The following is a 23,498-nucleotide window of genomic DNA, read 5'->3' on the forward strand; positions in this document are numbered from 1 at the left end:
CACTGCATCCGCCCGGCGCGTACGGCGCACCGCGCCCGCCCCGGGCCGCGGACCGCCACCCGGTCCACCACCCGCACGCACACCACACCCGCACGCACACCACACCCACACCGCATCCAGGAGCACCACCATGTCCGCAACCCTGATCGTCACCTCCGAGGTCTCCGTCAAGCCCGGCGCCGCCGCCGAGGCCGCCGCCGTCTGGCAGGCCCTGCCCGCCGCCGACGGGATCCGCGAGCGCGCCCTGTTCCGCAGCCTCGACGGGGACTCCCTGCTGGAGCTCACCGCCATCGACGCCATCGGCACGGTCGAGGCGCTGCGCGCCGACTGGGACCGCCAGTTCGAGGCCCTCGCCCCGTACGCCGAGGGCGACTTCAGCCGCGAGCTCCTCGGCTACATCGAGGCCCCCAAGCCCACCGACGCCCCGCTGCCCACCACCCCGTACATCCAGATGCGGCACGTCGAGGTCAAGCCCGAGCAGTACCAGGCGTACCGGGTCTGGCGGGACGAGACCATCTTCGACGTCGTCCGCACCCACGACGAGGTCGAGACCTTCCTCGCCTACCACTCCCTGCTCAGCAGCCAGCCCGGCGTGATGTTCGTGTCCGGCTTCAGCTGCGACCCGCAGGCCTACACCGCCGTGTTCACCTCCCCGCGCTACCAGGAGATCGTCAAGCAGGCCGGCGACCGCTACATCACCGGTGGCGACCGCGGCCTCTACACCAAGCTGTACGAGCGGGTCTCCAAGTGACCGCCGCCGGAACCGCACCGGCCCTGCGGGGCTCGTACGACCTGAGCGTCACCACCCAGGGCCCGGCCTACCCGCCCGCCGAAGTCGTCGACGCCAACGGGGACTTCGTCGTCATCGGGCGCATCAACCGCGAGGACGGCCCGGCCTGGGGGCGGGCGGTGGTCTCCGCCGACAGCCCGCTGCCCCCGCTCGGGCAGGACCTCCCGTACCGCATCGTGCGGGAGCTGCCCGACCGGCTCGGCCCGCAGGACGAGGCGATGGAGCTCTTCACCCTCCCGCTCCCGCTGCCCTGCAACAACTACCCCATGCTGTTCGCCCCCGAACAGCGCCCGGACGCCCACAGCGTGGTCCGCCCGAGCCACCCCCTCAACCGGGTGCCCATCCCGGACCTGCGCCAGGAGGACGGACCGCGCCCGCGCGGCCCCGTCACCCTCGGCCAGTGGGTCAAGGCGCGCGGCCAGCTGGAGGTGACCGTCGCCGAGGACGGGCGCAGCGCCGGATTCGAGTTCTCCTTCACCGGCCTCATCCCCGACAGCGTCTACACCGTGATGTCCCTGCGGGAGCGCGACCTCGACCCCGAGGCGCCGACCCGGCCCGGACCCCTCGGCGTGCCGAACGCGTTCTACAGCGACGAGCACGGCATGGCCCGCTACCAGGCCACCCTGCCCGACCCCTTCCCGGCGCCCGGCACCCCCGGCGCCAACCGGGTGATCAACGTGGTCGTGCTCTGGATGAGCTACCAGCAGAACTACGGCGGCGCCATCGGCCACTTCGGCCTCGGCGGGGACATCCACGCCCAGCTCAAGCTCCAGGGCCCGCACTTCCACGAGTTCACCACCCGCCCCTGACCTACCGGAAAGCACGCACACACATGAGCAGCACGCAGCACCGGGGCCGTACGGCCCTCATCACCGGCGCGGACCGCGGCATCGGTCTCGCCCTCGCCCGCCGGCTCGGTGCGGCAGGCGCCAACCTCGTCCTGCACTCGAACAACGCGGAGGGCCTCGCGGCCGCCGTCGAGGCCGAGGGCTGGCCCGAGGAGCGCGTCCTGACCGCCGTCCTCGACGTGGCCGACGCGCCCGCCGTCGAGAAGGCGGTGGCCGAGGCCACCGAGAAGTTCGGCGGCATCGACTACCTCCTCAACGTCGCCGGGATCGTGCACTTCGGCGGGGTCGCCGACTGCACCGTCGAGCAGTGGGAGCAGACCCTCGCCACCAACCTCACCGGCTACTTCCTGATGGCGCGGACCGTGCTGCCCGGCATGCGCGCCGCGGGCACCGGCACCATCGTCAACATGTCCTCCATCTGGGGGCGCCGCCCGGCCCCGGCCACCCTCGCCTACTCCGTCTCCAAGTACGGGGTGGAGGGCCTGACCAAGTGCCTCGCGGAAGAGGCCCGCCCGTGGGGGGTCAAGGTCTCCGCCCTGGTCCTGGACAAGGTGGACACCGACTTCCGCGACGGCATGGCCGCACACGTCAGCTACGACGCCGAGCAGCGCGCGCGGATGCTCAGCGCCGACGACGTCGCCGACGCCACGCTCGGGATCCTCGAAAGCTCCGGCCGCGCGCACCCCTCCTCCGTGGAGCTCGACGCCTGGCGCTGGGTCTGAGCCCCTCCGTCCCCTCTGGTTAGGAAACACCCGTGTCCTCCCCCAACTCTTCCGGCCCCGCGGGCTCTTCGGCCTCCTCCAAGACGGCCAAGGGCATCGCCGGCGGCATCACCACGGCCCTCGCCTGGGGCGGCATGTTCGCCGTCGCCCGCTCCGCGTACGGCCACCTCGACCCCTTCCACCTGACGGCGGCCCGCTTCACCCTGGGCGCGCTGATCTTCCTCGCCCTGCTCGCGTTCCGGGAGGGGAAGCGGGCCTTCTCCTACGAGGGCCGGCTCGGCCGGCTGTGGCTGCTGGGCACGATCGGCTTCGCCGGCTTCAACCTGCTCACGTACGTCGGTCTGCAGAGCATGCCCGCGCAGAGCTCCTCCCTGGTGGTGGCGACCATGCCGCTGGTGACGGTGCTCGTGCTGTGGGCGCGCACCGGCAAGGCGCCGGCGCCCGCCGCGCTGGGCTTCGTGGTCCTGGCCCTGCTGGGCCTGACCATCGTGCTCGGCAACGGCAACCCGCTGAGCGTGTTCTCCGGGGGGCTGGGCAAGGGCGGACTGCTCACGCTGCTCGGCGTGATCTGCTGGGTCGTCTACACGACGAGCGCCGGGCAGTTCCCCGACTGGTCCCCGCTGCGGTACACCGCGCTGAGCTGCCTGCCGGGCACGGTGAGCATCGTCGTGATCACCGCGGTCAGCCAGGCCGCGGGCTGGGTCGGCAGCTACGGGGTGTCGGACTACGCCGACGCCTGGTGGCAGATCCTGTACGTGGCGGTGCCCGCCACCGCGGTCGCGATCCTGACCTGGAACATCGCCATCAGGAACCTCGGCCCGGCGAACGGCGTGCTGTTCATCAACCTGGTCCCGATCACCGCCTTCGTCGTGTCGGCCTTCCAGGGCCACACGCCGACCGGCGCGGAACTCACCGGCATCTGCCTGGTGGTCCTCTCCCTCCTCGGCGCCAACCTCGCCTCCCGCCGCCACGCGTCCCGCCTCGCGACGTCCGCCCCGGCCCCGGCCCCGGCCCCGGCGGCCCGGTCCTGACGGGTTGCCGGCCCGCGCCCGACCGGCTCCGGCGGCCGCGCCCGCCCCGGCCCCGAAACCCGGCAGTCCGGCCGTGACCGGCCGTCGGCTCGGGCCCGCGCCCGGGCCCCGGCCCCGGAGCCGCTTCGGGGCTCGGACCCGGGCTCGGACCCGCTTCGGGCCCGGACCCCGCTTCGGGGCTCGGACCGGTCCGAGACCCGGCCCCGCTTCGGGGCTTCGCTGCGGGGGCCCGTCGCCCCCGTGTTTTCCGCCCGGCAGGGCGCAGGCCCGCGGCCGGTCGCCGACGCGATGCGGTCACCCCCGGCGGGGCCGCCCTGCCGGGCGGATCCCGTGCACGGACCGTGCACCGCCCCACCCACCACCGCCCCATCCCAAGGAGTTGCCATGTCCATGGACGCCGCCACGGCCGCATCCGCCCGGGCCGCATCCACCGCGGCCGCCGCCACCGCCGTCGGCGTGCTCGGCACCGGCTCGTACCTTCCCGAGCGGGTGGTCGGCAACGACGAGGTCGGGGCGCGCGCCGAGGTCACCGCGGACTGGATCCACGCCAAGACCGGGATCCGCACCCGCCGCTACGCCGGCCCCACCGAGGCCACCTCCGACCTGGCCGCCCGCGCGGCCCGCGCCGCGCTCGCCGACGCCGGGATCCGGGCCGGACAGCTCGACTACGTCGTCGTGGCCACCTCCACGCCCGATCACCCGCAGCCCGCCACCGCCGCCATCGTCCAGGGCCTCATCGGCGCGGACGGCGCGGCCGCCTTCGACGTCAACGCGGTCTGCACCGGTTTCCTCTTCGCCCTCAACGCCGCCGCCGGGATGCTCCCCGCGGACGGCTACGGCCTGGTCATCGGCGCGGACATCTACTCGCGGATCATCGACCCCACCGACCGGCGCACCGCCATCCTCTTCGGCGACGGGGCCGGGGCGGTCGTCATCGGGCCCGTGGCCCGCCCGTACGGCCTGGCCGCGACCCGGCTGCGCACCTTCGGGGAGCAGCACCGCACCATCTGCGTGCCGGCCGGGGGCAGCCGGATGCCGGCGCGGCTCCAGCCCAGCGACGACCCGGCGCACTACTTCGCCATGCACGGGCGGGCGGTGCGGGAGTTCGTCACGGAGCAGCTGCCGCCGGCGGTCAAGGAGATCCTGGCGATGTCGGGGCTGGCGCCGGACGAGGTGCAGCACTTCGTACCGCACCAGGCGAATGGGCGGATGCTGGCCGACATCGCGCCGAGCCTCGGGCTTTCGGCGGCGCGGCACCACCTCGTCGTCGAGGCGTACGGGAACACGGGGGCCGCGTCGGTGCCGATCACCCTCGACGCGGCGCGTCGTGAGGGCGTGCTGCACACGGGCGACAACGTCCTCCTCGCCGCCTTCGGTGGCGGCATGTCCATCGGCACGACCCTCCTCCGCTGGTCCTGACCCACCAGGGGCTCCGCCTCAATCGCCGGCGGGGCTGGATGTGGCCGCGTCGTCTGAACGTGCGGGCCCGCCGCGGGTTATCGGGGCTCCGCCCCGGACCCCGGTCCTCAAACGCCGGACGGGCTGGATGTGGCCCCGTCGTCCCGGATGTGCGGCTCGTCGCCGGATGGTGGCCACCCCGGCGGGGGCGCGCTCAAGGACTGGACGCTGCGGGGCCAAATCAAGCCCGTCCGGCGATTGAGGACCGGGGGTACGGGGGCGGAGCCCCCGGAGAGCCGGGTGGGACCCGGCTCAAGCCCCGCCGGCGTCAGAGGCGCGCAGGCGCCGGGGAGCGGCGTACGGAGCGGCCTGCCAAGGCGTTCGTGCGGGCGCCCTCGTGGATGACGAAGCGGCCGTCGATCAGGACGTGCGGGATCCCGCGGGGCAGCGCGCGCGGCCGCGCGTACGTGGAGCCGGCCGCAACCGTCCGCGGGTCGAAGAGGACGAGGTCAGCCCGGTACCCCTCGCGCACCAGCCCCCGGTCCGGCAGCCGCAGCCGCGCCGCGGGCCGGCCCGACAGGTGGGCCACGCACTCCTCCAGGGAGAGCACGCCCAGCTCGCGCACGTACCGGCCCAGGTAGTGCGGGAAGGTGCCGTACGCCCGCGGATGCGGCTTCGCCCCCTGCAGGATCCCGTCGGATCCCCCCGTGTGCGCCGGATGCCGCATGATCGCCCGCACGTTGTCCTCGTGGCCCACGTGCTGGAGGACCGCCGTGCCCAGCCGGTCGTCCAGCAGCAGCCGCCGGGCCGTCTCCCAGCCGTCCAGCCGCCGCCCCACGTACCGGCCGAGCGCCGGGTCGGCCACCCCCGACACCTCCACCGAGGACCAGTCCACCGGCACCCCGTGGCAGCCGTCCGAGCCGGTGACCTCCATCGCGGTACGGATCCGGGCCGCGGCCGCCGGGTCGGCCAGCCGCTCCAGCACCGCCGCCGGGCCGCCCTCGTTCGCCCAGGAGGGCAGCAGGGCCACCAGCGTGGTGCAGCCGGGGGTGTACGGGTAGCTGTCCAGGGTGATGTCCGCCCCCGCGGCCAGCGCCGAGTCGAGCAGCGCCAGCAGCTCGCCCGCCCGGCCCTCGTTCTCGGGGAAGTTCATCGTGGCGTGCGCCAGGTGCAGCGCGCAGCCCGCCTCCCGGGCCAGCGCCACCATCTCCGCGTACGCCTCCAGCGCCCGGTGCCCGTACGAGCGGTGGTGCGGGCAGTAGTAGCCGCCGTACCGGGCCACCACCCGGCACAGTGCGGCGAGTTCGGTCCCGTCCGCGTACATGCCCGGGGTGTAGGTGAGCCCCGAGGACATGCCGACCGCGCCCTGCGCCAGGCCCTCGGCGACGAGCTGCCGCATCCGGTCCAGCTCGGCCGCCGTGGCCGGGCGGTCGTCCCAGCCGACGGCGTACGCGCGTACGGTGCCCTGCGGCACCAGGTAGGCGGCGTTGACGGCGATGCCCCGGTCGAGCCGGTCGAGGTACTCGCCGACCGTCCGCCAGTCCATGTCGAGGTCCGAGCCGTCCCCGTTCCAGCCCGCGATGGCGGCCCGCACCCCCGCCAGGGTGCGGTCGTCGGCCGGCGCGTACGACATCCCGTCCTGGCCCAGCACCTCCAGGGTCACCCCCTGGGCGGCCTTGGCGCTGTGGTCGGGGTCGCGCAGCAGCGCGAGGTCGCTGTGCGCGTGCATGTCGACGAACCCGGGGGCGAGGACGAGCCCGGAGGCGTCCAGGGTCCGCCGGCCGCCCACCGGGACGCGGCCCGGGGACCGCCGGACCTCCGCGATCCGGCCCTCGTGCACCCCGACGTCCGCGGTGTACGAGGGCCCGCCGGTGCCGTCGGCCACGCGCGCCCCGCGCAGCACGAGGTCCACCGCGCGCCCCTCAGAAGAAGGTGCGCACGTAGTCGACGGCCGCCCCGTCCCGGTCCACCAGCGGGATCAGCGGCCACTTCTCGAAGATCGTGCACGGGTGGGACATGCCGAGCGCCACCCAGTCCCCGACCTGCACGGCGTCCGCCGTGTCCGTCTCCAGCCAGGCGTGCTGGTCGGACAGCTTCACCACGCGGATCCCCGCGGCGGGCCGCTCCGTCCCGTCGAGCCCGTCGCGCACCGCCGTCACCTCCGGCAGCCCCAGGTCGTACGCGATGTCCCGCTTGCCGGCGTTCACGAAGGCCTGGCCGGGGGAGGGGCGGGAGACCACCTGGGTCCACAGCCGGAAGGCCGGCAGCAGCCCGCCCTCGTCGGGCACCCGGTTGAAGGGGGTCAGGCGGGTGTACCAGCCGTGGTCGTGGGAGACGTACGCCCCGGAGCGCAGCAGCTTCAGCACCGGCCGGGACAGCTCCGGCAGTTCGGCGAACACCTCGGCCACCGCGTCGAACCAGGCGCTGCCGCCCGCGCTCACCACGATCTCGTCCAGGTCCGCGGCGAACCGCCCGGCCTTGTCGAACTCCACCGCGAGCCCCGTCAGCCGGCGCAGCCAGGCGGCGACCCGCTCCGGGTCCGCGTCCGGCACCTCGGCCTCGTAGCCGGCGACCCCGACCAGCCGCAGGTGCGCGGCCGCGGCCACCGCGTCGGCGACCTCCCGGCAGTCCTCCTCGGTACGGGCCCCGGTGCGCGCGCCCTCGCCGCCGCCGAGTTCGACCACCACGTCCACCGGGCGGGCGGCGCCGGCCAGGGCGCGGTCCATCAGCTGCACCCCGCGGACCGAGTCCGCGTAGCAGACGAAGCGGAAGCCGGGGTCGGCTTCGAGTTCGGCGGCCACCCAGCGCAGGGCGGCCGGGTCGACCAGCTCGTTGGCGAGGAAGATCCGCCCGATGCCGAACGCGCGGCAGACGCGCGCCTGGTGGGGGACGGCCACGGTGATGCCCCAGGCGCCGTGCTCCAGCTGCCGTTCGAAGAGCTGGGGGGCCATGCAGGTCTTGCCGTGCGGGGCGAACGCCAGGCCGTGCCGGGTGCTGTACTCCTCCAGGGCGCGCAGGTTGTGCTCCAGGGCCTCGGCGTCGAGGGTGAGCACGGGGGTGGTGAACCCGCCGGTGAACAGGTCCCGGCGCTGGCCGGCCAGCTCGCCCACGGTGAGGCCCGCAGCCCCGGCGTCCGGCGGGAGGCCCTTGAAGCGGTGGTCGACGGGCTCCTGGGTGAGCGCGTGGACGGCGTCGCCGGCCATGGGTTCCTCCTTCTGGCAGAACGCGTTGCACAGAACGCAACGCGCGTTGCACCAACTGTGCACGCTGTCTAACATCCCGGGTGACGACGGGTCAATGCGGCCGGGGCGCAGACCGATGCGCGCACGCCGATGCGGGCACAGCGGGGAGGACGGACGTGAGCCAGAGCGTCGAGCGGGCGCTGCGGATCCTGCCGCTGCTCGCCCGGGGTCCGGCCGACCTCGGCCGGGTCGCCGAGGAGCTCGGCGTGCACAAGAGCACCGCCCTGCGGCTGCTGCGCACCCTGCACGAGCACGGCTTCGCCTACCGGCAGGCCGACGGCCGGTACCGGCTGGGCGCCCGGCTGTTCACCCTCGCGGCCGAGGCCGTCGAGCACCTCGACATCCGCGAGATCGCCCACCCCCACCTGGTGGAGCTCGGGGAGCGGACCGGCCACACCGTCCACCTGGCCGTCCACCAGGACGGCGAGGTGATCTACATCGACAAGGTGGACAGCCGGTACCCGGTCCGCATGTACTCGCGCATCGGCAGGCCGGTCGCCATCACCGTGGCGGCCGTGGCCAAACTGCTGGTCGCGGACCTGCCCGAGGCCGAGCGCCGCGCGCTGGCCGAGCGGCTCGACTATCCCGCGTACACCGCCCGCTCCACCCCGGACGCGGCCGCCTGGCTGCGCGAGCTGGAGACCGTACGGGCCCAGGGCTGGGCCGCGGACCTCGGCGGGCACGAGGAGACGATCAACTGCGTGGCCGCGCCGGTCCGCGGGCCGGACGGCCGGGTCGTGGCCGCCCTGTCGGTGTCCGCCCCCGGGGTCGTGGTCCCGGCGGAGGAACTGCTCGCGCTGCTGCCCCTCGTACGCCGTACCGCCGCGGCCGTGGGCCGCGACTGGTCGGGCGGGACCCCGGAGGCGGCGGACGCCTCCGCAACCGAAGAAGAGTGAGGACCACTTCCGTGAGCGAGCAGTTCCCGAAGACCGCCGTCACCCCGGCCACCCACGCCGCCCCGCCCGCGCGGTTCTCGCACGGCGTGCGCAAGGGGAACATCCTCCAGGTCGCCGGCCAGGTCGGCTTCCTCCCCGCGGTGCCCGGGCAGCCGCCCACCCCGGCCGGGCCCACCCTGCGCGAGCAGACCCTCCAGACCCTGGAGAACGTCCGGTCCGTGCTGGAGGCGGGCGGCTCCGGCTGGGACGACGTGATGATGCTCCGCGTCTACCTGACCGACACCGGCCACTTCACCGAGATGAACGAGATCTACAACGCCTACTTCGAGGAGCAGGGCCTCAAGGAGGCCCCGGCCGCCCGCACCACCGTGTACGTGGGGCTGCCCGCCGGGCTGCTGATCGAGATCGACGCACTGGCCGTCCTCGGCTGACCGCCGGGACGGCGCGGGCCGGGCAAGGCGAAGGCCGGGACGGCCCGCGGCCGGCCGCCCCTCCCCGGCGGGAGCGGCGGCCGGCCGCGGCCGTCCGTCACGGATCACTGCTCAGGAGCAGTACTGCGCTTCCTTGCCGATGGAGCGGTACATGCAGTCCGCGTTCTCCAGCAGCTGGAGCACCGCGTCCCGGTTGCGCGCGGTCTCCCGCTCGATGACCTCGTCGGGCGGGTAGAAGCCGCCGTTCCCGCTCTCCGGGTACATCTCGAAGGTGTAGGAGAAGATCTTCTGGCTGCCCCACAGCCAGTCGTCGATCGTCCCGTCGGTGATGTACAGGTCGCTCGACTGCTCGGGGGTGTAGCCGTTGCTCCCGGCCATGGACTGGCCGATCTTCTTGTAGACGGCCAGGTCGTCCGCCGTCAGGCCGGGCGCGGTGTCGTTGTAGGTGTAGCCGTAGGGCCAGAGCACCAGCTCGCTGTACGTGTGGAAGTCGATCGCGGCCGTGATCTGCTGCTTGCCGCCCACGACCCGGCTGCGCACGAAGTCCGAGACCGCCTTGACCTCGGGGGCCGACTCGGCGGCCGCCCCGCGGTAGGTCTCGGAGCTCTTGCTGCTGCTGGAGCCGCCGCAGCAGCCCCACTTGTAGTTCCAGTTGCGGTTCTCGTCGGTGCCCACGTACGAGGAGCCGGAGTTGGGCTGCCGGTTCTTGCGCCAGGAGCGGTAGGAGCCGGAGGCGATGTCGTACTCGCCGCCGTCCGGGTTGAGGTCCGGGACGATCCAGATCTCGCGGTTGTTCACCATGTTGGTGATCCGCGCGTCGGAGCCGTAGCCCGCGCCGAACTCGCGCAGCAGGTAGAGCGCCATCTCGACGGTCAGGTGCTCGCGGGCGTGCTGGTGGTGGGTGAAGAGCACCTCGGGCTCGGCCTCGTCGGTGCCGACGTTGTCGCTGATCTTGATCGCGACCAGGTCGCGGCCCTGGTACGACTTCCCGATGACCCGCTTGCTCATGATGTTCGGGTACGCCGCGAGCCGCTGGTCGATCTCCGCGGTCATCTCGGCGTAGTTGTGGTACTTCGAGTCCGCGGACGGGAAGTCCATCGGGGAGGCGGCGACCCCGGGCAGGGACCGGTTCGGCGGGCCGGCGAGCGCGGTCAGCTTGTAGCCGCGCGCCCGCAGCTTCTTCGCCTGCATGGTGTCGGCGCTGACCACGACGGTGTGGTCGTCCACCTCGTCGATGGACACCCCGTAGGCGAGCAGGGCGGTCCGGTCGGCGACCGTGGACGGGCCGTGGACCCGGTACTGGACGATCGCCTCGTCCTGGGTGGCGGTGGAGGGGCTGGGCGGGGCCGAGGCCGTGGCGCTCGTGCCCAGGGCGGGTGCGCCGAGGGCGAGGGCGACGACGGCCGCCAGGGTGGCGGCCTTCCGTCCTCGACTGCCGCGGATGCGTAGCCGCATGAGATCTCCTGGGTGTGGAGGTGTGGGGGTGGCTCCGTGCGGACGCGCACAGCGTGCGCCTGTGACATGTCCGGGTCAAGAGTCCCGTTCCGGCCAGAAGCGCGCGGCGGACGGCACGGGCCGCCCGCCGCGCGCTCCCGGCGCGGACCGGTGCGGGGGGGGGGGGGGGGCTACCCGGAGAACCCCCCCCAACCCCCCCCCCCAAGCAACCCCACACACTCGAGACACCCCCCCACTCGCCCGAAGGCCCCCCCCCCACCCCCCCCCCCCCCACCCCCCCCCCCCCCCCCCCCCCCCCCCCCGCTCCCGGCGCGGACCGGTGCGGCGCCGGACGGTCTCCCGCCCGGCGCCGCCCCCCACTGCTACCGCTACGGCAGCCCGTGCACGTGCGGACCCACCGCGTTGGACCAGGCATTTCCCGCCTTCGCATCCCAGTTGGTGGACCAGGTCATCGCCCCGCGCAGCGCCGGGTACGTCTTCGAGGGCTTGAACGAGCCGCAGCCGGTGCCCCGGGTCAGGCAGTCCAGGGCGTTGTTCACCACGGCCGGGGAGACGTAGCCGCTGCCGGCCCCGCTGGGCGAGGCCGGGACCCCGATGCCGACCTGCGAGGGGGCGAGTCCGTTCTCCAGCTGGATGCAGGCCAGGGCGGTGAGGAAGTCCACCGAGCCCTGGGAGTAGACCTTGCCGTCGCAGCCGTTCATCGCGCCGCTGTTGTAGTACTGCATGTTGACGACGGTCAGGATGTCCTTGATGTTGAGCGCCGTCTTGAAGTAGGCGTTCGACGGGGACTGCATGTCGATGGTCTGGGGGGCCATCGTGATGACGAGGGAGGGGCCCGCCTTGGCCGACAGGGCGCGCAGCGCCTGGGTCATGTAGGTGGCGTTGAGGCCGTTCTCCAGGTCGATGTCGATCCCGCTGAAGCCGTACTCCTGCATCAGGGCGTACGCCGAGTTGGCGAGGTTGGTCGCGGAGGCGGAGTCGTTGACCGCGATGGTGCCCTTCTCGCCGCCGATGGAGAGGACCACCGCCTTGCCGGCCGCCTTCTTCGCGGCGACGTCCGCCTTGAACTGCGCCACCGTGTAGCCGCCGAGCCCGGCCGAGTCCAGGGTGAAGGAGATGGCCCCGGGCGTGCTCGTGGCGTCGGCGAAGGAGACGGCGATGATGTCGTACGCGGACGGGACCTCGGAGATCTTCTGGACGGTCGCCCCGTTGTTGAAGTTCTGCCAGTAGCCGGTCAGGGCGTGCCGGGGCACGGTCGGGTTGCCCGGGTCCCCGCCGCCGGGGGCGGTGCTCGCGACGACCGGCGGGGACTTGGGGCCCTCGCCGGCCTCGTTGAACGCGCTCACCTGGAAGGAGTACGAGGTCGAGGGCGAGAGCCCGGTACGGGTGAGCCCGGTGGCGGTGACCTCGGCCACGCGGGCGCCGTCCTGGTAGACCCGGTAGCCGGTGGCGCCCGGGACGGCGTTCCAGGAGAGGTTCAGCGAGGTGGCGGTGGCCCCGCCGGCGGTGAGGCCGGTCGGAGCGCCGGGCAGGGACGGGCCGGGGTCGGTCGGGCCGCCGCCGTCGGGGCCGAAGACGCTGAAGTCGTCCGCGACGTAGGCCGGCTGGCCGTACCAGCCGTGCGTGTAGACGGTCACCTGGGTGGTGTTCGCGCCGGTGGTGAAGGTGGTGGACAGCTTGGTCCAGCCGCTGCCGCCGGGGGTCCAGGTGGACACGTCCTGGGTGCCGGTGCCGGTCGCGCCCAGATGGACGTACGAGCCCTGCACCCACTCGCTCAGGGTGTACGTGGAGTTGGGCTTGACGGTGACGAGCTGCGAGCAGCGGGCGTTGTCCGAGCCGGCCGGGGTGCCCTTGAGGGCGCCGGCTCCGCCGTGCACGGGGGAGGACACGGCGCTGCCGCTGCCGTTCGTACAGGTCCAGTGGGTCAGGCCGGACTCGAAGCCGCCGTTGCGGACGACGTTGATGTCGGCGGCCTGCGCGGTGCCCGCGGTCAGGGCGGTGAGCCCGGTCGGGACGAGGAGTCCGGCGGCGAGCAGGGAAAGGGAGCGTATGCGGTTCACGGAGGCTCCTGTGGGGGGAGGTGCGGGGATGGGAGGTGCGGGGATGGGAGGAGCGGGGATGGGAGGAGCGGGGATGGCGGAACGGGAGGTGCGCATGGGGGAGTTGTGGCGGGTGGGGCGCACAGGTGGGTCAACTGCGGTGACCCGCACCCAAGTTGGTCCAGACCAATGCTTCTGTCAAGGGTGCGTACCCGCTCACCCCGCCCCTGCCGGAAGTGACCGGATTTGTTGCCGAATTGGCAGTGGTGAATCAGCCAACGACCGAAAAGCGGAGCCAGGGGAAAGGAACAAGGCCCTGCCCGGAGCCTTAAGACGCGGATAAGGTGCTGGGGCAGGAGGGCAGAACAGTGATCGTTTGCGGTAGCGCAGCTTCTGCGCGACCGCTGTGCACGGGGTGAATGGGGGATTCACATGCCGATCGCCATCGCTGTGACCAGTGCCGATCTGGTGCTGCCCGCCGCCGACCGGCACACCCCCGAGGCCGCCGCCCTCACCAGCCCGCAGACCGCCTCCCTGGACGAGTCCCTGGCGGAGATGTCCGGTCTGCTGGAGCGGCACGGATACGTCGTCGCGGTCCTCCCGTCCTTCCTTCCGGCGGCCTTCTCCCAGCGCCTGCACACCGTGCGGGCGATCCTGGAGAGTGACCGGATCGCACTCCTTGACATCGACCTCCCGCCGCTCGGCACCGCCCTGCTCGTCCGCCAGCTGCGCCAGCTGTCCGCCTGCGACTTCAGCCCCGGGGTGATCGCCTCCGCCGCCCGGCTGCTGTCCCACTACGTCTACGCGGGCGCCCTGCTCGGCACCGTCACCCGCCTGGACCGGGTGCCCGTCAGCCTCAAGACCCACGCCCGCTCCTGGCTCCCCGGCAGCCAGTTCGCCGTACTCGCCAACCCGCACCCGCACCTGGCCCGGCTCGGATCCGGCGCCAGGGCGGCCGGCCAGGGAGGCCAGGGCGGCCGGGGCCGAGGCGGGGCCCACGGCAAGGGCCGCGGCACGGAGGCCGGCGGGCCCGAGCTGCCCCCCGGCCCCGACTTCGGCACCCACCTCACCTTCGCCCGCGGCCAGCTCGCCTCCGACTGGGTGGCCGCCGAACTCGCCCCCGCCTGGCAGGTCCAGGGCGTGCTGGAGAGCCCGCTGCCCGCCGACTCGGCCCGCTGGTGGGCCACTTCGCGCCTGGTGGAGTTCGCCGCCGCCATCCCGGACATCTCCGTGCTCTACCAGCTCGTCGCCTCCGTCCGGCGCGAGCCCTGCCGGTGGTGCGGCCTGGAACTCATAGGCGACCGCTGCGGATTCTGCGCCGCACCGCTCGCCGCGCCCCTGTCCCCGTCCCCCCTGTCCGCGCATCCGTGACCCCCGCGGTTCCCCGCGCCCGCGGGGGCTCCGGTTGATCGACGCAATCCGACGAACGGCGAGGTAGTCCGGTCCATGAACTCACGTCAGCGGCGCGGTGTGATCCTCATCGTCCTCTCCGTGCTGTGTGCCCTCGGCGCCTTCGCCGGAGTCCTGTCGGTGATCGCCGACGTCAACTCGAAGGTGGGCCCCGAGGTGACCGCCTACCGGGTCAAGGAGGACATCGCCCCCTTCAGCGAGCTCGACGAGGACGACTTCGAGAAGACGAGGATCCCCAAACGGTGGCTGTCGGGCACCGCCGTCACCACCGGCCTCGCCGAGGAGCTGCGCGGCAAGACCGCCCTGACCACCCTGAAGGCCGGCTCCCTCCTCCAGAGCGACATGCTCGCCGAGATGCCCCGCCTGGCGCCGGGAGAGCAGGAGATCGCCATCATGATCGACGCCTCCACCGGGGTCGCCGGCCGGATCCAGCCCGGCGACCGGGTCAACATCATCGGCACCTTCAAGGGGACGTCGGCCGCCAGGTCCGAGGCCGTCACCCTCGTCACCAACGCCCGGGTCCTGACCGTCGGCACCCTCTCCGAGCCCCGCAAGGGCACCGGCCAGAGCCGCAAGGGCGACGAGCAGACCGTCCCGATCACCTTCGCCCTCGGCAACAAGGACAGCCAGCGCGTCGCGTACGCCGTGTCCTTCGCCGAGCACGTCCGCCTGGCCCTGGTCGCCCCCGGCAGCCGGTCCACCGTGGCCCCGGGCGACCGCCGGTACACCCTCGACGGGGACAAGTGAGGCACGGATGAGCACCCGAATCCTCCCCGCGGTCGGCGACCCGGACGCCGCCCGCTCCATCACCACCCTCATCGGCCAGCTCCCGGCCGCCGAACCGGCACCCCCGGTCACCGACTCCACCTCCCTCCTCGACGCCCTGGCCCGCCTGGCCGCCGAATCCCTGGACGAACTCCCCGAGGTGGTCCTCGTCCACGACCGGATCGGCCCCGTCCCCGCCCTGGAGCTGATCCGCGAGGTCGCCCTGCGCTTCCCGGCCGTCGGCGTGGTCCTCGTCTCCACCGACACCAGCCCCGGCCTGTTCTCGGCCGCCATGGACTCCGGCGCCCGCGGACTCCTCGGCCTGCCCCTCTCCTACGAGGAACTCGCCGCCCGGGTCCAGGCCGCCGCCCAGTGGGCCGCAGGCGTACGCCGCCACCTGGGGCGCGGCAGCGACGTGTTCACCGGCCCCGGCGGCAAGGTGGTCACCGTCACCGGGGCCAAGGGCGGGGTCGGCACCACCCTCGCGGCGGTCCAGCTCGCCCTGGCCGCGGCCGCCTCCGGACGCCGTACCGCCCTGCTGGACCTCGACCTCCAGGCCGGGGACGTGGCCTCCTACCTCGACGTGCAGTTCCGCCGCTCGGCCGCCGACCTCGCCGGCATCCAGGACATCACCCCCCGGGTCCTCCAGGACGCCGTGTACGACCACCCCACCGGGCTGGCCCTGCTGCTGGCCCCCGGCGAGGGGGAGCGCGGCGAGGAGGTGGACGACCGGGCCGCCCGGCAGATCGTCAGCGCCCTGCGCAACCGCTACGAGCTGGTCGTGGTCGACTGCGGCACCCAGATGAACGGCGCGAACGCCGCCGCCGTCGAGATGGCGGACACGGCGGTCCTCGTCACCACCCCCGACGTGCTCGCCGTACGGGCCGCCAAGCGGATGGTGCGGATGTGGGAACGGCTCCAGGTGCGCAAGGCGGAGGAGACGGCCATGCTCGTGAACCGCTGGACCAAGCACACCGAGATCCAGCCCCCGCTCATCGAGAAGATCACCAAGACCCGGGTGACCCGGATCCCGGTTCCGGCGGCCTACAAGGAACTCCAGGGGGTCGTGGACGCGGGCCGGGTCCAGGACCTCGACAACAAGTCGAGCGTCAAGCAGGCGCTGTGGGGCCTGGCCGGCGAACTCGGACTTCTGAAGGGCGCGGAGGAAGCGGCCGCCGCGGCCGCGGCCGCCGGCAGGGAAGGCGGCAGCGGCCCGGGCGGCGGCACCCCCGCCCTCCCGCCCGGCACCGGCCGCCGGCAGCTCGCCCTGCGCGGCGGCGGCGCCGACCGCGGCGCGGTGGGCCGCTGGGGCAAGCGGAGGGCGGACTGATGTCCGCGGCGACGGCCATACGGGCGGAGGGCCGGTGGGACCCGGCCCGCGGGGACGGGCTCCGGGGGCGCGCGGCCCGGCGGGACCGGTTCCGGGGGCGCGCGGCCCGGCGGGACCGGGGCTCGACCACGTTCGAGTTCCTCGGGATGTTCCCGTACATCCTGCTGATCCTCATGGTGATCTGGCAGTGCGTGGTCATCGGCTACACCTTCCACCTGGCCGGGAACGCCGCCGACGAGGCCGCCCGCGCGGGCGCGGTGGGCGAGGACTGCCAGGCGGCCGCAGACGCGCACGTGGGTTCGGCATGGCAGGTCACGGCCTCCTGCTCCGGCAACCCCCTGGTCCACGCGACGGTGGCCCTGCGGGTCCCCGTCCTGGCCCCGCAGCTCCTGAACATCGACCTGACCATCACGGGGAAGGCCGCCGCGGTCTACGAACGCGAGGGGGAGGACTGACATGAGGCCAGCCGCATCCGCGCTCGCATCCGCACCCGCGCTCGCATCCGCGCTCGCATCCGCACCCGCGCTCGCATCCGCGCTCGCATCCGCACCCGCGCTCGCATCCGCGCCCGCGCCCGCATCCGCATCCCCTGCTCCGGGGGCCGATCCGGCGGGGCGAAATCAAGCCCGTCCAGGGGGTCCCCCCGGACGGAGTCCTGGGGAGCTTGAGGACCGGGGTCCGGGGCAGAGCCCCGAAAGCCCCGGCCCCCACCCCGCCCCCGGCCGCGGCACCGCCCGCGACCGCGGCCAAGTCGCCCTCGAATTCCTCGGCTGGCTCCCGATCCTCCTGCTCGTCGCCCTCGCCGGCATCCAGGCCGGCCTCATCGGCTACGCCGCCCAGCAGGCCGGCACCGCCGCCCGGGCCGCCGCCCGCATGGACTCCCTGCACGGCGAGGGCGGCGCAGCAGCCGGCCAGGCCGCCGTCAGCGGCTGGCTGGACGTGTCCGTCGAGGGCGGACACGGCGCGGACAGCGCCACGTACACCGCCGTCGTGCAGATCCCGAGCATCATGCCCGGACTCGGCCTCGGCTCCGTGACCCGCACCTCCACCATGCCCTACGACGGAGGACGCCCGTGAGCCTGCGCGCCAGGGTGCACACCCAGGACGACCCCCACAGCGCCCGCGAGGACGGCCACCTGGTCACCTCCTACCGGGCCAAGCTGCTGGAGGAGATCGACCTCGCCGAGATGTCCGCGCTCGCGCCCGCCGAGCGCCGCGCCCGCCTGGAGCGCGTCCTCGGCCACATCATCAGCCGCGAGGGCCCCGTCCTCTCCACCGGCGAACGCGCCCGGCTGATCCGCCGCGTCGTGGACGAGGCCCTCGGCCTCGGCGTGCTCGAACCGCTCCTCGAAGACGCCTCCATCTCCGAGATCATGGTCAACGGCCCCGACCACATCTACGTGGAACGGGCCGGCCGCGTCGAGCAGCTCCCGCTCCGCTTCGCCTCGCACGAGCAGCTGATGCAGACCATCGAGCGCATCGTCTCCACCGTCAACCGCCGCGTGGACGAGGCCAATCCGATGGTCGACGCCCGCCTGCCCAGCGGCGAGCGCGTCAACGTGATCATCCCGCCGCTCTCCCTGACCGGCGCCACCCTCACCATCCGGCGCTTCCCGCGGGCCTTCACCCTCCACGAGATGATCGGCCTGGGCTCCCTCGACGAGCAGATGCTCCTGCTCCTCTCCGGCCTGGTGCAGGCCAGGCTCAACCTGATCGTCTCCGGGGCCACCGGCACCGGGAAGACCACCCTCCTCAACGCCCTCTCCGGCCTGATCCCCGGCCACGAGCGCATCATCACCATCGAGGACTCCGCCGAACTCCAGCTCCAGCAGGCCCACGTCATCCGCCTGGAGTCCCGCCCGCCGAACGTCGAGGGCAAGGGCCGCATCACCATCCGCGACCTGGTCCGCAACTCGCTCCGCATGCGCCCCGACCGCATCATCGTCGGCGAGGTCCGCGGCGGCGAGACCCTCGACATGCTCCAGGCCATGTCCACCGGCCACGACGGCTCCCTCGCCACCGTGCACGCGAACAGCGCCGAGGACGCCCTCATGCGCCTCCAGACCCTCGCCTCCATGTCGGAGGTGGAGGTCCCCTTCGAAGCCCTCCAGGACCAGATCAACAGCGCCGTGCACGTGGTCGTGCAGCTGACCCGGTTCGCCGACGGCTCCCGCCGCATCACCGAGATCGCCATCCTCGACTCCCACGGCCGCGAGCCGTTCCGCATCATCACCGTCTGCCGGTACGTCGCCCAGCCGATGGCCGCCGACGGCCGCGTCTACGGACACTTCGAGTACTTCCCACTGCCCCGCCGCATCGCCGAACGGCTCTACATGAACAACCAGCCCGTCCCCCAGGCCTTCGGCGTGGCCGCCTCCGCCGACCGGCTCGCCGTCCGCACCGCCCGCTGACCCGCCCGCCAGCCACCAGCCGCAGGAAGCCGACACGCCATGAACAACCTGGTGCTCCTCACCCTGGGAGCCACCCTGCTCGGGTGCCTCTTCGTGGTCCTGGGCGTCCACGCGTACGCCAAGGGCCGGGCCGAGCGCGCCGCCCTCATCGACCGGCTCTCCGCCACCGCCCCCACCGCGGCCGCCGGCCGCAGGCGCCGCTTCCGCGGGGTGGACCGCAGGCTGCGCCGCACCGCCCTGGGCCGCCGCATCGAACGCAAGCTCGCCACCACCGGCCTGGACCTCACCCCCGGCGAGTTCTTCGTCTACGTGCTCGCCGGGGTGGCCGGGGTCTGGCTGCTCGCCGCCTCCCTCCTCGCCTCCTTCTTCGGCCCGGTCGCCGCCCTGATCGGCCTGTGGGCCTCCAACGCCTTCCTCAACTGGCAGCGGGCCAAGCGGACCGAGAAGTTCATCAACCAGCTCCCCGAGCTCTCCCGGATCCTCGCCAACGCCACCCAGGCCGGCCTGGCCCTCCGTACCGCCATCGGTCTGGCCGCCGAGGAACTGGAGGCCCCCGCCGGGGAGGAACTCGCCCGGGTCTCCCACAGCCTGGCCGTGGGCCGCTCCATCGACGACGCCCTCACCGAGCTCACCGAACGCCTGCCCTCCCGCGAGCTGGTCGTCCTCGTCTCCACCCTCGTGCTCTCCAACCGGGCCGGCGGCGCCATCGTCGGCTCCCTGCGCAACCTCACCGTCACCCTGGAACAGCGCAAGGAGACCCGGCGCGAGGTGAAGACCCAGCTGTCCCAGGTCACGGTGACGGCGTACGCGATCCCCGTGATCGGGGTCGGCTCGCTGCTGCTCGTGGACGCCGTCATGCCCGGGGCCCTGGACCGGATGACCGGCGCCTTCATCGGTCAGAGCGCCGTCATCGTCGCCATCGGGCTGTACACCCTCGGGTTCGCCCTGATCCGCCGCCTGTCCAAGATCGACGTCTGATTCCGAGGGGGACGTTCCGGCCATGACCGCCCTGCTGCTCGCCCTGGCCACGGGCCTGTGCGTCTTCGGCGCCTTCCACGGCGTCCGGATGTACCGGGCCGAAGCCAAACTGCCCGACGACCTCGCCCTCGCCCTGGAGGTGGGCGCCACCCGCACCACGGCCGTGGGCTCCGTGATCGACCGCATGGGCATCCGCTGGGCCCCCACCGTGCTCCGCCTGATGGGCCCCAAGCGCGTCGACCGCAAGCGCAAGCAGATCGACATGGCGGGCAACCCGCACGGCCTCACCCTCGACCGCTACGCCGCCCGGCGCGCGGTGTACGGCCTCCTGGGCGCGCTCGGCGCCCTCGCCATGCTGATGCGGGGCCAACTGGTCCTCGCCCTCCTCATGGTCGCGTTCGGGCTGTTCTGGATCGAGGTCGGCCTGTGGTCGGCGATCCGGGTCCGCCGCGACCACATCGAGCGGACCCTGCCCGACTTCCTCGACGTACTCGCCGTGGTGGTCAGCGCCGGCCTCGGCTTCCGGCAGGCCCTGGAACGCGTCGCCGAGAAGTACGACGGCCCCTGGGCCGACGAGATCCGCATCACCCTGCGCCAGATGGACATGGGCGTCAGCCGCCGCCAGGCCTTCGACGAACTCCGCCGCCGCAACGACTCGGAGCAGGTGGCCCAGTTCGTCACCGCCCTCCAGCAGGGCGAGGAACTGGGCTCCCCGATCGTGGAGACCCTCATCCAGATCGCCGACGACATGCGCCGCACCGACGCCCAGAACGCCCGCCGCCGCGCCGCCCGAGCCGTCCCGAAGGCCACCTTCGCCGTCACCACGTTCATGCTCCCCGGCACCCTGATCCTCCTGATCTGCGGCTTCGTCTACGGCACGAACGTGGACTTCGACTCGTTCACGGCAGGCTGAGCGTGTTCGCGGCGGGTGCTGGTGGCGCGGCGGGTGCTGATGGCCCGGCGGGTGCGGTAGGCGCGGCGGGTGCGGGCGACGGGGGCGACGCGGCGGGTGCGGGCGTCGGGGGCGATGCGGCGGGTGCGGGCGACGGGGGCATCGCGGCAGGTGCGGGCGATGGGGGCATCGCGGCGGGCGCGGCAGGCGCGGGCGAGCGGGTGGCAGCGAATCAAGCCCCGGTCCTGCACCCGGATGCCGCGGGACACATCCCGACCTCCCCGCTGCGTTCGGATGATGCGGGGCACATCCCGGTCTCCGCCCCGCGTTTCGACGCCGCGGGGCAGAATCCAGCCCCGCCGGCGTTTGAGGCGCGGGGTCTGGGGCGGAGCCCCAGGAGGCCCCGGTGCACCCCGCCGAACCCCGCCCTCACGCTCCAGCTGAACGCCCTCCAGGCCCTGTGCCGCCAAGCCTTCGGCTTCAGACTCGCCATGATCGCCCTGGGCACCCCCCTGGCCCTCGGCCGCACCACCCCCGGCCCGGCCACCTGGCTGGTCGGCGCCGCCGTCCTGGTCACCTTCATGGGCTCGTACGTCCTCTTCCGGGACTGGGAACGCTTCGGCCCCTACCTCCTGCGCCACCCCTGGGTCCTGGCCGTGGACATGTGCGCCGGCACCCTCCTGCTGGTCACCGCCACCCCCGAGTCCCCCCTCGGCCTCGTCTGCGTGTGCACCCCCCTGCTCGCCGGCCTCGTCTACGGCTGGCGCGGCTCGGCCGTGTACGCCGCCTTCCAGGCCCTGATCGTCGTCGGCGCGTACGCGGTGACCGCGGGCCCGGGTACCCCCGTCACGGGAGTCCTGCTGCTGCCCGGCCTCTGCCTGATCGCGGGCGCGGCCGGGGCCTGCCTGCGCAACCTCCTCTTCCGCTTCGGCGCGGCCGGCCAGGCCCTCACCGAGGCCCGCGCCCGCCTGGCCGTCACCGAGGCTGTCGCCGCCGAACGGGCCCGGCTGGCACGCGACATGCACGACTCGGTCGCCAAAACCCTCCACGGCCTCGCCCTGGCCGCCGACGCCCTCGCGGCCGCGGCCTCCGCCCCGGCCCCACCCGCGCCCACCCCGCCCCCCGGCCCGGCAACCGCCCCCGCCGCCCGCACGATGACAGCCCCCGGCCCCGCTGCCCGCACGACGGCAACCCCCGGCCCTCACGGGTCCCCCCTTACGCAGCCGTCCACCTGCCCCTCCGACACGTCACCCGAAGCGCCCCTCCTCCCGGCCCCGGCCGCCCGCCCGACGCCGTCCTCGGGTCTGGAGACGCCCCTCCGCACGGACGCGCCCCTCCGCCCGGACCCGGACGTCGTGCGGGCGCAGGCCGCCCTGGTGGCCGGTGCGGCTCGCCGGGCCGCTGCCGAGTCCCGGGAACTGCTGGCGGACCTGCGTCGCCGCGGGGACCTGGACGAGGCCGGGGGAGTCCACCTGCCGACCGAACTCGCCTCCCGCGTGGCCGACTTCGGCCGTACGACGGGCATCCCCGCGGAGTTCCGCCACCCGCACGGCGGCACGGGCCCCCTCCCCGCCACCGTCCCCCACGCCGTCGCCCGCCACCTGCTGGCCGTGGTCGCCGAGGCCCTGGAGAACGCGCACCGGCACGCAGGTGCCGGCCGGGTGGTCGTGGAGGCCGGCACCGACGCCGCCGCCGGCACCCTGCGCATCACCGTCCGCGACGACGGCCGCGGCCTGCCGCCCGGCACCACCCTCGACGAGCACCGCCACTCCGGCCGCTTCGGCCTCGTCGGCATGTCCGAACGGGCCGCGGCCATAGGCGCCCGCCTCCACCTGGGCCCGGCCCGGTGCGGCACCGGCCCCGGCACCGGCGCCGCCTCCGGCACGGAGGTCCGCCTCGACCTCCCGACCGCGGCCCTGTCCCCCGCGGAACCGGAGCCGGAGCCGGAACCCGTGCCGGAGCCGGTCCCCGCCGGGGCCGCCCGTCCGGCCCCACCCCCGTCCCGCCCGCCCGCACGCCCGTTCTCATGGAGAGGAGCCCGTCGTCATGCCGGATGAGTTCCATCCCCAGGCGCCTGCCGCCGCGGCTGCCTGCACCGCTCCGCCGCGCCCGCCCCGCCCCCTGCGGGTGCTGATCGCCGACGACAACCTGGTCGTACGGGCGGGCCTGCGGGCCCTGCTCGACGCCCGCCCCGACCTCACGGTGGCGGCCGAGGCCGCCGACGGCCGCGAGGCGGTACGACTGGCCGGGGAGCACCTCCCGGACGTGGTCCTGCTCGACGTCCGCATGCCCGCCATGGACGGCCTGGCGGCCCTCCCGCACCTGGTGCGGATCGCCCCCGTCCTGATGCTGACGTACAGCCGCGAGGACGAGACCGTACGGGAGGCCCTGCGTCGCGGCGCAGGCGGCTACCTCGTCCACGGCGAGTTCACGATGCCCGAACTCCTCTCCGCAGTAAGGGATGTGACCGAGGGACGGGCCCACCTCACCCCCTCCGCGGCCACCGCCCTCCTCCAGGAGCTGCGCGCCACCGTCCCGGCCGCCGTCCCACTTTCCGGGATTCCGACGCAAACCCCTTCGCACACGCAACGTGATGTGGCACCCTCTGTTCAGCAGAGGCGCAACCACGTGGGATTCGGGCTGAGTTCGCGGGAGGTGGAGGTCATGGATCTGATCGCATCCGGAATGAGCAATCAGCAGATCGCCGACACCTGCTTCATCAGCCAGAAGACCGTGAAGAACCACATCAACCGCATCTTCGCCAAGCTCCAGAGCGCGAGCCGTAGCGAGGCGATAGCGATGTGGCTGGGAACGGCCCGCCGCGGCCGGGGGGTGGTCGGCCATGGCTGAGCACAACCGG

Annotated in this window: 22 protein-coding genes; 17 read left to right on the forward strand and 5 right to left on the reverse strand. The window is 73.7% G+C overall.

From position 1 onward, the window contains the following. The first annotated feature begins 130 nt into the window (after positions 1-130). The 5 genes from ACZ407_RS17595 to ACZ407_RS17615 all read left to right on the forward strand — a co-directional run bounded on the left by ACZ407_RS17595 (position 131) and on the right by ACZ407_RS17615 (position 4,810). A complete protein-coding gene (locus tag ACZ407_RS17595) occupies positions 131-751 on the forward strand; it encodes a hypothetical protein (protein WP_468129016.1) in 621 nt (206 codons plus the stop codon). Next, on the forward strand, positions 748-1,599 hold the full coding sequence (locus ACZ407_RS17600) for a hypothetical protein (RefSeq protein WP_468129018.1): 852 nt from the start codon (positions 748-750) through the stop codon (positions 1,597-1,599). Before ACZ407_RS17595 ends, ACZ407_RS17600 begins: the two co-directional genes overlap by 4 nt. 23 nt (positions 1,600-1,622) lie before the next feature. Then, complete coding sequence (locus tag ACZ407_RS17605) at positions 1,623-2,360, forward strand: SDR family oxidoreductase (RefSeq protein WP_468129020.1); 738 nt, start codon at positions 1,623-1,625, stop codon at positions 2,358-2,360. 32 nt (positions 2,361-2,392) lie between these two features. After that, positions 2,393-3,391, forward strand: coding sequence for a DMT family transporter (locus ACZ407_RS17610; protein ID WP_468129022.1), 999 nt, complete (start codon positions 2,393-2,395; stop codon positions 3,389-3,391). Between the two features lie 384 nt (positions 3,392-3,775). Then, positions 3,776-4,810 carry a 3-oxoacyl-ACP synthase III family protein gene (locus tag ACZ407_RS17615; RefSeq protein WP_468129024.1) on the forward strand — a complete coding sequence of 345 codons (1,035 nt, stop codon included), beginning with the start codon at positions 3,776-3,778 and terminating at the stop codon, positions 4,808-4,810. A gap of 307 nt (positions 4,811-5,117) precedes the next feature. Here the strand turns inward: ACZ407_RS17615 and ACZ407_RS17620 are convergent, their stop codons facing one another. After that, entirely contained in the window at positions 5,118-6,701 is a 1,584-nt protein-coding gene (locus tag ACZ407_RS17620) for an N-acyl-D-amino-acid deacylase family protein (RefSeq protein ID WP_468129026.1), read from the reverse strand. A gap of 10 nt (positions 6,702-6,711) precedes the next feature. Further along, entirely contained in the window at positions 6,712-7,992 is a 1,281-nt protein-coding gene (locus tag ACZ407_RS17625; protein ID WP_468129028.1) for an amino acid deaminase, read from the reverse strand. A gap of 155 nt (positions 7,993-8,147) precedes the next feature. On the opposite strand from ACZ407_RS17625, the gene ACZ407_RS17630 reads away from it, so the two are divergent. Together ACZ407_RS17630 and ACZ407_RS17635 are read left to right on the forward strand one after the other, a co-directional pair. After that, positions 8,148-8,927 carry an IclR family transcriptional regulator gene (locus ACZ407_RS17630; RefSeq protein WP_468129030.1) on the forward strand — a complete coding sequence of 260 codons (780 nt, stop codon included), beginning with the start codon at positions 8,148-8,150 and terminating at the stop codon, positions 8,925-8,927. An 11-nt stretch (positions 8,928-8,938) separates the two neighbouring features. Further along, positions 8,939-9,358 carry a RidA family protein gene (locus ACZ407_RS17635; protein WP_468129032.1) on the forward strand — a complete coding sequence of 140 codons (420 nt, stop codon included), beginning with the start codon at positions 8,939-8,941 and terminating at the stop codon, positions 9,356-9,358. A 111-nt stretch (positions 9,359-9,469) separates the two neighbouring features. On the opposite strand, the gene ACZ407_RS17640 is transcribed toward ACZ407_RS17635, so the two are convergent. Continuing rightward, positions 9,470-10,813 (reverse strand): M14 family metallopeptidase, encoded by a 1,344-nt coding sequence (locus ACZ407_RS17640; RefSeq protein ID WP_468129034.1) that lies wholly within the window; start codon positions 10,811-10,813, stop codon positions 9,470-9,472. Between the two features lie 368 nt (positions 10,814-11,181). Then, the gene (locus tag ACZ407_RS17645) at positions 11,182-12,873 is read right to left on the reverse strand and encodes a chitinase (protein WP_468129036.1); all 1,692 of its coding nucleotides are present in this window, start codon (positions 12,871-12,873) and stop codon (positions 11,182-11,184) included. A 411-nt stretch (positions 12,874-13,284) separates the two neighbouring features. Here ACZ407_RS17645 and ACZ407_RS17650 point away from each other — a divergent pair, with 411 nt between their 5' ends. The 8 genes from ACZ407_RS17650 to ACZ407_RS17685 all read left to right on the forward strand — a co-directional run bounded on the left by ACZ407_RS17650 (position 13,285) and on the right by ACZ407_RS17685 (position 20,659). Next, positions 13,285-14,223, forward strand: coding sequence for a hypothetical protein (locus ACZ407_RS17650; protein ID WP_468129038.1), 939 nt, complete (start codon positions 13,285-13,287; stop codon positions 14,221-14,223). Between the two features lie 75 nt (positions 14,224-14,298). Next, positions 14,299-15,009, forward strand: a complete 711-nt coding sequence (gene cpaB, locus ACZ407_RS17655) for a Flp pilus assembly protein CpaB (protein ID WP_468129040.1) — start codon at positions 14,299-14,301, stop codon at positions 15,007-15,009. Positions 15,010-15,016: 7 nt separating this feature from the next. Then, on the forward strand, positions 15,017-16,357 hold the full coding sequence (locus ACZ407_RS17660; protein WP_468129042.1) for an AAA family ATPase: 1,341 nt from the start codon (positions 15,017-15,019) through the stop codon (positions 16,355-16,357). Continuing rightward, a complete protein-coding gene (locus ACZ407_RS17665) occupies positions 16,357-16,812 on the forward strand; it encodes a TadE/TadG family type IV pilus assembly protein (protein WP_468129044.1) in 456 nt (151 codons plus the stop codon). The genes ACZ407_RS17660 and ACZ407_RS17665 overlap by 1 nt, the downstream gene beginning before the upstream one ends. Position 16,813: 1 nt before the next feature. Continuing rightward, positions 16,814-17,434, forward strand: a complete 621-nt coding sequence (locus ACZ407_RS17670; protein ID WP_468129046.1) for a TadE/TadG family type IV pilus assembly protein — start codon at positions 16,814-16,816, stop codon at positions 17,432-17,434. Continuing rightward, a complete protein-coding gene (locus tag ACZ407_RS17675) occupies positions 17,431-18,768 on the forward strand; it encodes a CpaF family protein (RefSeq protein ID WP_468129048.1) in 1,338 nt (445 codons plus the stop codon). The genes ACZ407_RS17670 and ACZ407_RS17675 overlap by 4 nt, the downstream gene beginning before the upstream one ends. A gap of 39 nt (positions 18,769-18,807) precedes the next feature. After that, positions 18,808-19,746, forward strand: coding sequence for a type II secretion system F family protein (locus ACZ407_RS17680; protein WP_468129050.1), 939 nt, complete (start codon positions 18,808-18,810; stop codon positions 19,744-19,746). A gap of 22 nt (positions 19,747-19,768) precedes the next feature. After that, positions 19,769-20,659, forward strand: a complete 891-nt coding sequence (locus ACZ407_RS17685; RefSeq protein WP_468129052.1) for a DUF5936 domain-containing protein — start codon at positions 19,769-19,771, stop codon at positions 20,657-20,659. Here ACZ407_RS17685 and ACZ407_RS17690 read toward each other — a convergent pair. Beyond that, on the reverse strand, positions 20,617-20,907 hold the full coding sequence (locus tag ACZ407_RS17690; RefSeq protein ID WP_468129054.1) for a hypothetical protein: 291 nt from the start codon (positions 20,905-20,907) through the stop codon (positions 20,617-20,619). The genes ACZ407_RS17685 and ACZ407_RS17690 overlap by 43 nt on opposite strands. A 222-nt stretch (positions 20,908-21,129) precedes the next feature. Here ACZ407_RS17690 and ACZ407_RS17695 point away from each other — a divergent pair, with 222 nt between their 5' ends. Further along, positions 21,130-22,695: a sensor histidine kinase gene (locus ACZ407_RS17695; protein ID WP_468129056.1), complete on the forward strand. Its 1,566-nt coding sequence runs from the start codon at positions 21,130-21,132 to the stop codon at positions 22,693-22,695. Further along, the gene (locus ACZ407_RS17700; RefSeq protein WP_468129058.1) at positions 22,685-23,488 is read left to right on the forward strand and encodes a response regulator; all 804 of its coding nucleotides are present in this window, start codon (positions 22,685-22,687) and stop codon (positions 23,486-23,488) included. Before ACZ407_RS17695 ends, ACZ407_RS17700 begins: the two co-directional genes overlap by 11 nt. Positions 23,489-23,498: the final 10 nt, after the last annotated feature.

The sequence above is a fragment of the Streptomyces sp. NPDC030809 genome (genome assembly GCF_055572195.1).